The 12,933-nt window shown below is 55.8% G+C and carries 12 protein-coding genes and 1 pseudogene; 8 read left to right on the top strand and 5 right to left on the bottom strand.

Annotated elements, in window-relative coordinates:
* Positions 1-17 precede the first annotated feature (17 nt).
* From CUN67_RS12075 to CUN67_RS12050, 6 genes are all read left to right on the top strand, one after another.
* Positions 18-1,523, top strand: a complete 1,506-nt coding sequence (locus tag CUN67_RS12075; RefSeq protein ID WP_208715542.1) for a sugar ABC transporter ATP-binding protein — start codon at positions 18-20, stop codon at positions 1,521-1,523.
* 10 nt (positions 1,524-1,533) lie between these two features.
* Positions 1,534-2,517, top strand: coding sequence for an ABC transporter permease subunit (locus CUN67_RS12070; RefSeq protein ID WP_208715540.1), 984 nt, complete (start codon positions 1,534-1,536; stop codon positions 2,515-2,517).
* A 111-nt stretch (positions 2,518-2,628) separates the two neighbouring features.
* On the top strand, positions 2,629-3,567 hold the full coding sequence (locus CUN67_RS12065) for an ABC transporter substrate-binding protein (protein ID WP_208715538.1): 939 nt from the start codon (positions 2,629-2,631) through the stop codon (positions 3,565-3,567).
* 61 nt (positions 3,568-3,628) lie between these two features.
* On the top strand, positions 3,629-4,312 hold the full coding sequence (locus tag CUN67_RS12060) for a D-lyxose/D-mannose isomerase (protein ID WP_208715536.1): 684 nt from the start codon (positions 3,629-3,631) through the stop codon (positions 4,310-4,312).
* Positions 4,313-4,324: 12 nt separating this feature from the next.
* On the top strand, positions 4,325-5,185 hold the full coding sequence (locus CUN67_RS12055; protein WP_208715534.1) for a ketose 1,6-bisphosphate aldolase: 861 nt from the start codon (positions 4,325-4,327) through the stop codon (positions 5,183-5,185).
* 1 nt (position 5,186) lies between these two features.
* The gene (locus CUN67_RS12050; protein WP_208715532.1) at positions 5,187-6,239 is read left to right on the top strand and encodes a carbohydrate kinase family protein; all 1,053 of its coding nucleotides are present in this window, start codon (positions 5,187-5,189) and stop codon (positions 6,237-6,239) included.
* Here the strand turns inward: CUN67_RS12050 and CUN67_RS12045 are convergent.
* A complete protein-coding gene (locus tag CUN67_RS12045; RefSeq protein ID WP_208715530.1) occupies positions 6,176-6,922 on the bottom strand; it encodes a response regulator in 747 nt (248 codons plus the stop codon). The genes CUN67_RS12050 and CUN67_RS12045 overlap by 64 nt on opposite strands.
* A 431-nt stretch (positions 6,923-7,353) precedes the next feature.
* On the opposite strand from CUN67_RS12045, the gene CUN67_RS12040 reads away from it, so the two are divergent.
* Positions 7,354-8,652 carry an NCS2 family permease gene (locus CUN67_RS12040; protein WP_217621306.1) on the top strand — a complete coding sequence of 433 codons (1,299 nt, stop codon included), beginning with the start codon at positions 7,354-7,356 and terminating at the stop codon, positions 8,650-8,652.
* A 230-nt stretch (positions 8,653-8,882) separates the two neighbouring features.
* Here CUN67_RS12040 and CUN67_RS12035 read toward each other — a convergent pair.
* Positions 8,883-9,089 (bottom strand): annotated as a pseudogene (locus CUN67_RS12035) (helix-turn-helix domain-containing protein); the annotation flags it as partial.
* 135 nt (positions 9,090-9,224) lie between these two features.
* On the opposite strand from CUN67_RS12035, the gene CUN67_RS12030 reads away from it, so the two are divergent.
* Positions 9,225-9,386 (top strand): hypothetical protein, encoded by a 162-nt coding sequence (locus CUN67_RS12030; RefSeq protein ID WP_158087403.1) that lies wholly within the window; start codon positions 9,225-9,227, stop codon positions 9,384-9,386.
* 76 nt (positions 9,387-9,462) lie between these two features.
* Here the strand turns inward: CUN67_RS12030 and CUN67_RS12025 are convergent, their stop codons facing one another.
* From CUN67_RS12025 to CUN67_RS12015, 3 genes are all read right to left on the bottom strand, one after another.
* Positions 9,463-10,185, bottom strand: a complete 723-nt coding sequence (locus tag CUN67_RS12025) for an SDR family oxidoreductase (RefSeq protein WP_208715528.1) — start codon at positions 10,183-10,185, stop codon at positions 9,463-9,465.
* Entirely contained in the window at positions 10,182-11,207 is a 1,026-nt protein-coding gene (locus tag CUN67_RS12020) for an isopenicillin N synthase family dioxygenase (RefSeq protein WP_208715526.1), read from the bottom strand. The genes CUN67_RS12025 and CUN67_RS12020 overlap by 4 nt, the downstream gene beginning before the upstream one ends.
* A gap of 247 nt (positions 11,208-11,454) precedes the next feature.
* Positions 11,455-12,909, bottom strand: a complete 1,455-nt coding sequence (locus CUN67_RS12015) for an AMP nucleosidase (RefSeq protein ID WP_208715524.1) — start codon at positions 12,907-12,909, stop codon at positions 11,455-11,457.
* Positions 12,910-12,933 lie beyond the last annotated feature (24 nt).

Genomic DNA, 12,933 nt, shown 5'->3' with positions numbered 1-12,933 from the left:
CCAGCAGGAGCGAACCGATGGCGGCCACACCGATTCTGGAAATGCGCGCAATTACCCGACGCTTTGGCAGTTTCTACGCGCTGAAAGGGGTGGATTTAACCGTCTGGCCCGGCGAGGTGCACGCGCTGATGGGGGAAAACGGCGCGGGCAAAAGCACGCTGATGAAGATTCTGGCCGGGGCATATACCGCCAGCAGTGGGGAAATCCTGATTGATGGTCAACCCTATGCCATCAAAGGCCCCAAAGAAGCGCTGGCGGCAGGCATTACCCTGATTTATCAGGAGATCAATCTGGCCCCCAATCTGACGGTGGCCGAAAACATCTTTCTCGGTAGCGAAATCACCCGCGCGGGCCTGGTCAAACGTCGCCAGATGGCGGAAGAGGCGCAGCAGGTGATCGACCGCCTCGGCGCGCAGTTCAGCGCTACCGATCTGGTCAGCCGTCTCAGCATTGCCGAGCAGCAGCAGGTGGAAATCGCCCGCGCGCTGCATCGTAACAGCCGCATTCTGGTGATGGATGAGCCGACCGCCGCGCTCTCCAACCGCGAAACCGAGCAGCTGTTTGCCTTGATCAAGCGTCTGCGCAGCGCGGGGATGGCGATTATCTATATCAGCCACCGCATGGCGGAGGTGTATGAACTCTCTGACCGCGTCAGCGTGCTGCGTGATGGTCAGTACGTCGGCAGTCTGACGCGTGATCAACTTAACGCCAGCGAGCTGGTGCGCATGATGGTCGGGCGTCCGCTCAGCGATCTGTTTAATAAAGATCGCACCATTCCTTTCGGTGAGATTCGCCTGGCGGTTAACCACCTGACAGACGGTAAAAAGGTTCATCCCAGCAGCCTGGCGGTGCGCGCCGGAGAGATTGTCGGGCTGGCAGGCCTGGTGGGCGCCGGACGCAGCGAACTGGCGCAGCTGATTTTTGGTGTGCACAAGCCGACTGGCGGCGATGTCTGGATTGATGGTGAGAAAGTGAAAATTCACTCCCCGCGCGAGGCGATCGCCCACGGTATCGGCTTTCTCACCGAGAACCGCAAAGAGCAGGGGTTGTTTCTCGAACTGGCCGCCCAGGAAAACATTGTGATGGCGACGCTCGAACGTGACGCCAGCTATGGCCTGCTCAATCGCCGCAAAGGCCAGAAGATCGCCAGCGAGGCGATCCAGACCCTCAATATTCGTGTTCCCCATGCTCAGGTGCGCGCCGGTGGCCTGTCCGGCGGCAATCAACAGAAGTTGCTGGTGTCGCGCTGGGTGGCGATTGCTCCGCGCATCCTGATCCTTGATGAACCCACGCGCGGCGTGGACGTCGGTGCCAAAAGTGAAATCTACCGCATGATGAGCCAGCTGGCGCAGCAGGGCGTGGCGATTCTGATGATCTCCAGTGAATTGCCGGAGGTGGTGGGGATGAGTGACCGGGTATACGTGATGCGCGAAGGCACCATTGCCGGTGAACTGAGCGGTGAAGAGATCAGCCAGGAACACATTATGACACTGGCCACCGGCGCACAGCCGGTCGAGCCTTGAGGAGACGCGGATGACCAGTGAAACCACCCGTATGAAAAACCCGACGCTGAAGCGCGCGCTGATGGCGGATCTGTTGCAGACCGTCGGTATCCTGCCGATTTTGATTCTGATCGTCGCGGTATTTGGCTTTGTCGCACCTAACTTTTTTACCGAAGCCAACCTGCTGAACATCACCCGTCAGGCATCAATCAACATCGTGCTGGCGGCGGGTATGACCTTTGTCATCCTGACCGGCGGCATTGATTTGTCAGTCGGTTCGATGCTCGGCACCACGGCGGTGGTGGCGATGGTGGTCTCGCTCGACCCGGCTTTTGCCAGCCTGACCATCCCGGCGGCGCTGGGAGCAGGGCTGATCATGGGGCTGTTCAACGGCCTGCTGGTGGCCTGGGCCGGACTGCCGCCGTTTATCGTCACCCTGGGTACCTACACCGCCCTGCGTGGTGCTGCCTACCTGCTGGCGGACGGCACCACGGTGATTAACTCCGACATCAACTTTGAGTGGATAGGCAACGGCTATATCGGGCCGATCCCGTGGCTGATTGTCATTGCCTTTGCGGTGATTGCCTTGTGCTGGTTCATTCTGCGCCGCACCACGCTCGGGGTTCATATCTATGCGGTGGGCGGCAATATGCAGGCGGCACGTCTCACCGGCATCAAAGTCGGGGCGGTGCTGGCGTTCGTTTATGCCGTCAGTGGCCTGCTGTCCGGGCTGGGCGGGTTGATGAGCGCCTCGCGGCTATACAGCGCTAACGGCAACCTTGGGGTGGGCTACGAGCTGGACGCGATTGCTGCGGTGATCCTCGGCGGCACCAGCTTTGTCGGCGGTATCGGCACCATCACCGGCACGCTGATTGGTGCACTGATTATCGCCACGCTGAACAACGGTATGACGCTGATGGGGGTGTCGTACTTCTGGCAGTTGGTGATCAAGGGTGGGGTGATCATTATCGCCGTGTTGATCGATAAGTACCGAACCCGACATCACGTGAGTTGAAAGAAAAAAACGCGCGATAAATCGCGCCGCTACGGGATGGCGCACGATTTTGTAGCGGCGCGATTTATCGCGCAATGCAATACCAACAAAAAAAGCAGGAGAACATCGACTATGCGTTTTAATCCGATTATCACCGGACTGCTGGCGGCCACGCTTCTCAGCGCACCGCTGGTCCAGGCCAAAGAGTTAAAAGCCATTGGTGTCACCGTCGGCGATCTCGCCAACCCGTTCTTCGTGCAGATCACCAAAGGGGCGGCACTCGAAGCACGTAAGCTGGCGGGGGATGATGTGAAAGTGACGCTGGTGTCCAGCGGCTACGATCTCGGCCAGCAGGTGGCGCAAATCGACAACTTTATCGCCGCCAAAGTGGACATGATTATCCTCAACGCGGCCGATTCTAAAGGGATCGCGCCTGCGGTGAAACGCGCCCGTGACGCCGGGATTGTGGTGGTGGCGGTGGATGTGGCAGCCGAAGGTGCCGATGCCACCATCACCTCCGATAACACCGCAGCCGGGGCGATGGCCTGTAAATACATCTCTGACCGCCTGAAAAACAAAGGCAACGTGGTGATCATTAACGGACCGCCGGTTTCAGCGGTGCAGAACCGCGTCGAAGGTTGCGAGAACGAATTCAAAACCCACCCGGATATCAAGATCCTGTCCTCCAACCAGAACGCCAAAGGCAGCCGTGAAGGGGGGCTGGAGGTGATGACTGGACTGCTGTCGGCTAACCCGAAAATTGATGCGGTGTTTGCCATTAACGATCCTACCGCCATCGGCGCGGATTTAGCCGCCAAACAGGCGCAGCGCAGCGAATTCTTTATTGTTGGCGTCGATGGCAGCCCGGACGGTGAAGAGGCGCTGAAACGCCAGGGTTCGCTGTTTGTCGCCACGCCAGCACAGGACCCGCAGGTGATGGCGGCGAAAGCGGTGGAGATCGGTTATGACATCCTGCAAGGCAAACCTGCGCCGGATAAGCCGGTGCTGATCCCGGTGTCGATGATCGACCGCAACAACGTGAGCAGCTACAAAGGCTGGACGGTGAAATAACCGACGCGGGCGGTGCGCATGCGGGCCGCCCCCACTTTCCCCCCAGAGCGGAGACGCAGCAATGCAACGTTCGGAAGTGAATGCCATTCTGCAACTGACCCGTGAATTCTTTATGCGCCAGGATGTCCATCTGCCCACCTGGGCCGATTATGGCCTGAGTCAGTGGCGTGCGCTGGATAAGCAGGCGGCTGACGAGCTGCTGGCGCTGCATCTCGGCTGGGATGTCACCAGCTTCGGCGCACAGGATTTCTTTCAGACCGGCCTGACCCTGTTCACCCTGCGTAACGGTTCGCGCGGCGGCAAGCCGTGGGCGAAACCCTACGCGGAAAAGATCATGCATGTGCGCGAAGGGCAGGTGACACCGATGCACTACCACCCGCAAAAGATGGAAGACATTATCAATCGCGGCGGCGGCAACCTGATTGTCACGCTGCACAATCGCGACGGCGAGCAGCTGGCCAACACGGCTGTTAACGTCACCCTTGATGGCATCCGTCAAACCCATGCCGCCGGATCACAGCTGCGCCTGTCGCCGGGGGAGAGTGTCACCCTGGTGCCGGGTATCTGGCACAGCTTCTGGGGCGAGGAGGGTTACGGCGACGTGCTGGTGGGGGAAGTTTCCATGCCAAACGATGACGAGCACGACAACGTCTTCCTCACCCCGCTGGCGCGCTTCAACCCGATTGATGAGGATGAAGACCCGCGCTGGCTGTTGTGTAACGAATATGCCCGCTGGCTGGACTGAAGGAGCAACGATATGGCACTGATCTCACTGGCGCAGGGTCTGGCCCATGCGCAACAAAACGGTTATGCCCTGGGCGCGTTTAATGTGCTCGACACCCACTTTCTGCGCGCCCTGTTCCATGCGGCAGAACAACAGCGTTCCCCGTTTATCATCAACATCGCGGAAGTGCATTTTAAGTATGTCAGCCTCGATCATCTGATTGCGGCGATTCGCACCGAAGCGGCGCTACACGATATTCCGGTGGTACTCAACCTCGATCACGGCCTGCATTTCGAGGCGGTGATGCAGGCGATTCGTCTCGGTTTTACCTCGGTGATGTTTGATGGTTCTACCCTCAGCTATGACGAGAACGTGCGCCAGACCCAGGAAGTAGTGAAAATCTGCCACGCGCTGGGGGTGTCGGTGGAAGCGGAACTCGGTGCGGTTGGCGGGGATGAAGGTGGCGCGTTGTTCGGTGAAGCCGACAGCGACAAATTTACCGATCCCAGACTGGCGGCGGAGTTTGTGCGCAGCACCGGCATTGATTGTCTGGCGGTGGCGATTGGCAATGCGCATGGCAAATACAAAGGTGAACCGAAACTCGATTTTGACCGGCTGGCGGCGATCCGCGATGCGGCGCGCGTGCCGCTGGTGTTACACGGCGGTTCTGGCATCAGCGATGCGGATTTCCGCCACGCTATCAGCCTCGGTATTCATAAAATCAATTTCTACACCGGCATGTCGCAGGCGGCGCTGGGGGCGATTGAGAGCCAGATTGCCCAGCGTGAAGCGCGCTACGATGCCTTTGCCGAACTGCTGATGGCAGTGGAACGTGATATCGCCAACGTGGTGTCTCAGCAGATGCGGGTATTTGGCAGCGCCGGGAGAGCCTGAGATGGTGGCACGCAGCGGCATCATAGCGGCAGGCAGCATGCTGGTGGATCATGTGCAACGTATCAGCCACTGGCCGGAGCAGGGCTGGCTGGCCGAAATCCACCACAGCGAAAAGTGTAGCGGTGGTGCGGTGCCGAATGTGTTGTTCACCCTGGCACGTATGCAGATTAACCTGCCGCTGGCGGGCGTCGGGATGATCGGTGAGGACAGCGACGGCGACTATCTGATGCAGCTGCTGGACCAGCATCATGTTGAACGACGTTTTGTACAGCGTACCCGCAGCGTCAATACCGCCATGACCCAGGTGATGACCACGCCCGATGGGCAGCGCACCTTCTTCCATGCGCGGGGTGCCAATGCGCAACTCGATCTGGCGCATTTTGCCGCGGTGAATACCGATCATCGCATCTTCCATCTGGGGTATCTGCTGCTACTGGATGCCCTTGATGTGCCGGATGGAACCTGGGGCACGCGCAGCGCGCAGTTGCTGGCACAGATGCAGCAGCGCGGTTATCTGACGTCGCTCGACCTGGTATCGCGTGCCGGGGAGTATCAGGCATTAGTGGTGCCCGCGTTACGCTGGCTCGACTATCTGGTGATTAACGAGCTGGAAGCACAATCGCTCACCGGCATCAGCCTGCGCAGCGCACAGGGACTGGCACCGCCCGCCAGCTTTGCCGCTGCGGCACGCTGGCTGGCGCAACAGGGCGTGCGTCAGCGTGTGGTGATCCATGCCCCCGAGGGAGCATGGGGCTTGCAGGTGGGTGGCGAAGGGGTCTGGCAACCGGCGTGGCAGCTCCAGCCGGACGACATTGTTGGCAGCGTTGGCGCAGGGGATGCCTTCTGTGCCGGGGTGCTGTATGCCAGCCACCAGGGCTGGACGATGCCAGACACGCTAAAGCTGGCGCATACCTGCGCCTGTTTCAATTTGCATGCGGCCAATGCGCTGGACGGCACCCGCCCTTTGAGCGAGATGCAGCGCTGGATGGATCAGGCGATTTGTGTCACCGGCGCTGCTGCAGCCGGACGCATCACATCAGCGGAGAAAACATAACCGAGACCACGGATGGTGCGGATCAGACTGGGCTGGTGTGGATTCATTTCAATCTTGCGCCGCAGCCGCATAATTAACACATCAATGGTGCGATCAAACACATCCAGCGTTTCACTGTGGGTGAGTTCCAGCAATTGATCGCGTGTCAGCACCTTGCGGGCATGGCACACCAGCGCGCGCAGCAATGCATATTCGCCCTGGGTGAGCGGCACGCTTTCACGCTGAGGGTTGAACAACTGACAACGTGCTTCATCCAGTCGCCAGCCGTTAAATTGCCAGCCATCATCCTGGGCGATGTCCGGTTGCGCCAGCCGTCCGCAACGGCGTAACGCCGCGCGTGCACGCGCCACCACCACGCGGGGATTGAAGGGTTTGGCAATGTAATCATCCGCCCCCATTTCCAGCCCGACCACCATATCCGCTTCCGATCCCATACCGGTCAGCATGATCACCAGCAACTCGGGTCGTTGTCGTTGCATCTGCTGCAACACCAGCAGGCCGTTGGTGTCCGGTAACATCATATCCAGCATCACCAGTGAGATTTCCGGATGCGCAGCCAGTAATGACAGCGCGTCTTTGCCCTGGTGGCAGCTATAAACGGTAAAAACATGTTCACTCAATACATCGTGCAGCAGTTCGCATACGGCACGATCGTCATCCACTACCAGAATCGCGGGCTTCATTACGGGCCTCTTTTGTTATGGAAGAGTTAACGGAGAGTGTATACCGACCGCTTTTGCCTGCTGCATCAGGCAACAGAAACGTGAGCGATATCGCCTGACAGAGTGCGAAAGCGTGCGTTACCGCAATCTTTTTTCACCATCCCATTGACGTGTGGGAAAACGATTGCGCGCACATGGTGCAATGCACCATAATCGCGCCTCGTTCTGGTTCAGAATAGTCTTAGCCGGTGCTGTGATTGAGAAGGTAAACGATTGCGTCCCGGCATGGCATAGCAATTGCTATGAGGACTGAGGGGAAAGGAGTTTGTATACAAGGCGGATCGATGGCAGAGCATGCAGCCCCGTCTGCCTTTTCCCGAAACAATAACGCGCATGCACACCCCATTGGCAAGAGAACGCACGTCAGTGACGTCTCCCCATCACGAGAGATGATGATGTTAGAAAAACTATTCAAGCTAAAAGCGCACAACACAACGGTCCGCACCGAAGTTATTGCGGGTATCACCACCTTCCTGGCAATGGCCTATATCCTGTTTGTTAACCCAAGCATCCTGGGTGCTACCGGCATGGATAAGGGTGCGGTATTTGTGGCGACCTGTCTGGCGGCGGCGATTGGCTGCGTCCTGATGGGCCTGATTGCCAACTACCCGATTGCGCTGGCACCGGGTATGGGCCTCAATGCCTTCTTTACTTACACAGTGGTACTGCACATGGGCTACACCTGGCAAATTGCGCTGGGTGCGGTGTTCCTTTCTGCCTGTATCTTCTTTGCGTTGTCGGTGTTCAAGATTCGTGAGTGGATTATTGCCAGCATTCCGTTGCCATTGCGCGCCGGGATTGCGGCCGGTATCGGCCTGTTCCTGGCGCTGATTGCGCTGGAAGGAGCGGGTATCGTGGTTGATAACCCTGCGACCCTGGTGGGTCTGGGTGACCTGACCAAGCCGGGTCCGCTGCTGGCGCTGCTGGGCTTTGTCATCATCGTGGTGCTGGAAGCGCGTCGTGTTACCGGTGCGGTGCTGATCGGTATTCTGATTGTGACCTTCCTGTCGATGGGCATCGGCCTGACGCCGTTTGGTGGCGTGTTCTCTGCACCGCCGTCAATCGCCCCGACTTTCCTGCATCTGGACATCGCCGGTGCCTTTAACGTCGGTCTGGTGAGCGTGATTTTTGCCTTCCTGTTTGTCGACGTGTTCGACAACACCGGTACGCTGCTGGGTGTGACGAAGCGTGCGGGTCTGGCGGATGAGCAGGGCAACGTACCGAAAATGGGCCGTGCGCTGATTGCCGACAGTGCGGCAGCCTTGTTTGGTTCACTGCTGGGTACTTCAACCACCACCAGTTATGTCGAATCGGCAGCGGGCGTCAGCGCCGGTGGCCGTACCGGTCTGACGGCGATTGTGGTTGCCATTCTGTTCCTGCTGAGCCTGTTCTTCTCACCGCTGGCGGGCAGCGTACCGGTATTCGCGACTGCTCCGGCGCTGCTGTTTGTGGCGGTGCTGATGGCATCCGGCCTGGCAGAGATTGACTGGAAAGATATCACCACCGCCGCCCCGGTCACCGTGACTGCGCTGACTATGCCGCTGACTTACTCCATCGCCAACGGTATTGCGTTTGGTTTTATTACCTGGACGGTAGTGAAGCTGCTGAGCGGTCGTACTAAAGAGGTGAATGCGGCGCTGATTATTATGTCGATCCTGTTTGTGATTAAACTGGGTTGGTTGAGTGCGTAATCGCTTCAGAGTGATCTCGTTCGCTACGGCGTAATTTCGTTCGCTATGGGCTGAGGTAGTTTCAGCTCGCCGGTGCGGCGACCGAGCAAAGGGGACCTGGCCGTCCCCTTTGCATTCCCCGGCCTTGCGCCGCCTTCCTCGCCGCTTCGCGGCTTTATTGCGCGATTAATCGCGCCGCTACGACAGCGTGCAGTTATTTGTAGCGGCGCGATTTATCGCGCAACCGTCCTTTAAGATTCAATATTCTTTACGGGCGGTGTTTTTTTTTGTTTTTTCTTGCCTGCTGGGTAACGACTGGGCCATATTTCACCGGGCGTCAGACCTAATGCCTGCGCAATAATTTTTTCTCCCCGTGGCCAGGGTTTTCGCAGAGCATTATTTAATGTTCCAGCCGCAAGTCCGTTTTCTCTTGAAAGTGCAGCGAGAGACTTCTTCTTGCTTGAGGTTCCTGAAAAATAACCCTACTATTATTGGTAGCCATATTGAATGTTCTCGCGCTGATATCATTTTTTAATGAAAGGATATTGCTGTCATGCCTTGCATGTGTGCAATTAACAAGGACGATCATTGTTATGAAAAACAAAGAGAAAAAACTCAAAACATTTCATCTGCCACAACAAAAAGGCAAGCTGTCCGACTACTGGATTGCTATTTGCGAAGGTGAGGTAGAAGGCGCAGAAACAGAGCAGGAAGCGATAAAAAGGATCCTGAATAAAAGGAAAGATTTACACTGAAGGGTGTGAATACCATCTCATTTACTGGCTCTGAATAACCGGCCTTCCTGTATTCATATAATAATAATCGGGCGTGCTAATTCTGCTGTCTTGTCGGCGCAATTTTAAGATCGCGCACACAGACTGACTGAGGTAACTCGTATGAAAATATGATGCTATCAATAACATTTTTGGCGGAAATGACTCCACCTATACTTTCTTTCCACTCGATATAATCATTTTTCACGAAGTTGTCACTAATATGGCTGATAAGCTCCGTTTCGGCGGCACCCGGAGAGATGGTTATAACCCGGACGTTATCCGGGGCAACCTCCCAGCGAACGCTGTCGGACAAACCGTGGACTGCGAACTTAGTTGCACAATATGCAGCATGGTATTGGTAGGTCTTTTGACCCGCCAGAGAGGATATGTTGATGATTGTTCCTGTTTTCCGCTCGCGCATCGAGGGCAATACCGCCTGCATCCCATTAATGACGCCTTTGATATTGGTATCAATCATTCGATTCCATTCGTCATGATTCTGATATTCTAATTCGCCCAACAACATCACTCCCGCGTTATTTATGATGCAATCGACGTCGCCAAACTTCTCTTCAGCCTTACGAATAGCATGAAAAACCTGCTCACGACAGGTAACATCGACTTCAAAACAAAGGGCGTTTGCAAGATTCATTGCATGGAGCTTATCTATTCGACGCGCCAGGAGAGCCAGACAATATCCCCTGTTGCTCAGTGCTCTGGCAACTTCAGCGCCAAATCCGGAACTGGCACCCGTTATTACAACCAGTTTATTTCTCATAGAAAATTGCCCCATTCTCCATAATATTTCTTAGCAACATCCGGATGAGATCGCAGCCTTCCCTTCATATAATTCAGACCGACGTCTCTGAGCAGCGGGTTGTTTGGGTCGGTTTCGATAAATGAGGCATCTGAGGTTAACTCCTCGGGCAATTTAAATACCGGTACGACAGAATCGAGACTGGCACCCAGGAAGTAGGCCACAGAAATTCTGTCATTCTCTCCTGCCGGGGCCAGAACCCGATGAACGGTTGCTTTGAGGTATCCGTTAGTGGCTAACTCCAGGAGCTCGCCCAGATTAACCACAAAAGTATTATCAAGGGGTGAAACATCCACCCATTTATTATCGTTGGTCTTAACCTGTAAACCTTTATTCTCGTCCTGAAGAATTAACGTCAAGAGACCAGAATCCTTATGTGCACCCACACCCTGAGTCTCGGTTATTTTTTTACAGCGTGGATATCGGATGAGTTTTATATGCTCGTTCGGCGTGTCACCGTATATGGTGTCAAAAGCGTTTTCTGGCAAACCCAGACCTGATGCAAGGCTTCTGAGTAATCTCAGAGAGATGCTGGTTAATATATTGTTGTAGAAAAGCAGGGTGTGCTTCAACTCAGGTAGCGATTCCGGCCATTGATTAAAACCATGCAAGCCCATCCAGATGGGATCCTTATCCGTTAAGTTATAAGGTTTTCGTTCAGCCCCGATATCAAATTGTTCCCGCCAGTCTGCTTTGCCATTGGTTAGTTCATTGCCCGCTCGGTTATATCCTCTGAAATGAGGGGAGTTAATCATTGAAACAGAGCGTTTTTGTTCTTCAGATAAGAAAAAAAACTTTCGGGTTTGTTCACGAACTTCTGCCAGGAATGATGCTGAGACACCATGGTCGCTGAGATAGAAAAAGCCAACATCGTGGGCTGCTTCCTTCAATAAGCCGATAAATTTATCTTTGTCATTCCGGTCCCCATCTAACAAAGATAATTTCAATACAGGTATAGATGCCATTTTCACTCTCTCCATCATTAGCCCATTTAACTGGCAGAACTTTGCTTCACCAATACCATAATATACCAAACTATACTAAAGCTTAGATTGAGTGATGTGAGCTTTGTCGCATGTTGCAGTCATGCTCGGTGGAGCATGCTGCCCTGGATGAAGGACATATGATTTTGGGGCAGGAGGGGAGTTACGTGAGGCGAGCGGTGTTCCGCAATGTCTGTGGAATACCGCTCGCTAAGATGGCACCGCTCACAAATGAGCGGTGCCTGGTTTACCTGAACGGTGGTTCATTAAAGGTACGCAGTTTGCGCGAATGCAGCTTATCCCCCTCGGCGCGCAGTAGCTCCACCGCACAAATCCCGATCTGCAAATGTTCTGATATCGCCCCTTCATAGAAACGATTCGCCTGGCCAGGCAGTTTGATTTCGCCGTGCAGCGGCTTATCCGAGACGCACAACAGCGTGCCGTAAGGCACCCGGAAACGATAGCCCTGGGCGGCGATGGTGGCACTTTCCATATCCACCGCCACCGCGCGGCTGAGGTTAAAGCGCAGCGCTGACGCGGAATAACGCAGCTCCCAGTTGCGGTCATCGGTGGTCACCACGGTGCCGGTACGCAGGCGTTGTTTGACTTCTTCCCCAGGCATGCCGCTCACCGCTTTGGTGGCGTCGTAGAGCGCGCGTTGTACCTCGGCGATGCTCGGAATCGGGATATCCGGCGGCAGTACGCTGTCCAGCACATGGTCGTCACGCAGATAGGCATGCGCCAGCACGTAATCACCAATGGTCTGGCTTTCGCGCAGGCCGCCACAGTGACCAATCATCAGCCAGGCGTGCGGACGTACCACCGCCAGATGGTCACAGATGGTTTTGGCATTGGAAGGACCCACGCCAATGTTGACCAGGGTAATACCACGGCGATTGGGTGAGGTCAGGTGCCAGGCCGGCATCTGATGCTTCTTCCACGCCAGATCCGACATCATCGCTTCCGGATCCTGGGTGTCTTTGGTGATCACCACATCACCGGCACAGGCGAGGCTATCGTAGGAGGTGTTGGGATCCTGCACCTGCTCAATCGCCCAGCGAACAAACTCATCAACGTAACGCGTGTAGTTGGTAAACAACACAAACGGCTGGAAATGCTCCACGGCGGTGCCGGTGTAATGACGCAGGCGCGCCAGCGAGAAGTCGGTACGCAGTGCATCGAAGTGTGACAGCGGGAACAGCGCGTCAGCGTTGAACAGGCCATCGGCGGTTTCATCACCAATTTGCGACAGTTCCGTGGTGGGGAAATGGCGGGCAATGCTGGCGCTCATCGAACGGTCCAGTGACAAATCGGAACCGTCAATCACATAAGGGTAAGGAATCTCCTGCTGCGATGGCCCGACTTCAATCACCACTTCGTACTCTTTTTCAATCATCAGCAATTGCTCACTGAGATAGTGACGCAATAACGCCGGACGCGTAATGGTGGTGCTGTAGCTGCCGGTGTGGGTAAAACGGCCCCAGGCACGGGTACGATTACGTTGCGGGCCATCGCCAGCCCAGGTAATACGCAGCTCAGGGTAGACAAACAACCCCTGCTGGCGCGCCGCCTCATCAGGCAAACGTCCGTTTTCGCTAAAGTCGCGAATGGCGCTGCGTAACGCATCTACCGCGTTGGCGTATAACCGCTCAAGTTCATCCAGCGCCTGCTGGCTGCTGATGCCGTTCCGTTGTGTATTCATAAGTTCTCCCGCATCAATTTTGGG

Origin of the sequence: Pantoea cypripedii (assembly GCF_011395035.1) — a bacterium.
Taxonomy (GTDB): domain Bacteria; phylum Pseudomonadota; class Gammaproteobacteria; order Enterobacterales; family Enterobacteriaceae; genus Pantoea; species Pantoea cypripedii_A.
This window is presented reverse-complemented; position numbering and strand designations above follow the sequence as displayed.

Coding starts and splice junctions, on each gene's coding strand:
- CUN67_RS12040 (WP_217621306.1), top strand. CDS start 7,354: ATGATGTTAGAAAAACTATTCAAGCTAAAAGCGCACAACACAACGGTC.
- CUN67_RS12055 (WP_208715534.1), top strand. CDS start 4,325: ATGGCACTGATCTCACTGGCGCAGGGTCTGGCCCATGCGCAACAAAAC.
- CUN67_RS12025 (WP_208715528.1), bottom strand. CDS start 10,185: ATGAGAAATAAACTGGTTGTAATAACGGGTGCCAGTTCCGGATTTGGC.
- CUN67_RS12070 (WP_208715540.1), top strand. CDS start 1,534: ATGACCAGTGAAACCACCCGTATGAAAAACCCGACGCTGAAGCGCGCG.
- CUN67_RS12045 (WP_208715530.1), bottom strand. CDS start 6,922: ATGAAGCCCGCGATTCTGGTAGTGGATGACGATCGTGCCGTATGCGAA.
- CUN67_RS12015 (WP_208715524.1), bottom strand. CDS start 12,909: ATGAATACACAACGGAACGGCATCAGCAGCCAGCAGGCGCTGGATGAA.
- CUN67_RS12065 (WP_208715538.1), top strand. CDS start 2,629: ATGCGTTTTAATCCGATTATCACCGGACTGCTGGCGGCCACGCTTCTC.
- CUN67_RS12030 (WP_158087403.1), top strand. CDS start 9,225: ATGAAAAACAAAGAGAAAAAACTCAAAACATTTCATCTGCCACAACAA.
- CUN67_RS12060 (WP_208715536.1), top strand. CDS start 3,629: ATGCAACGTTCGGAAGTGAATGCCATTCTGCAACTGACCCGTGAATTC.
- CUN67_RS12050 (WP_208715532.1), top strand. CDS start 5,187: ATGGTGGCACGCAGCGGCATCATAGCGGCAGGCAGCATGCTGGTGGAT.
- CUN67_RS12075 (WP_208715542.1), top strand. CDS start 18: ATGGCGGCCACACCGATTCTGGAAATGCGCGCAATTACCCGACGCTTT.
- CUN67_RS12020 (WP_208715526.1), bottom strand. CDS start 11,207: ATGATGGAGAGAGTGAAAATGGCATCTATACCTGTATTGAAATTATCT.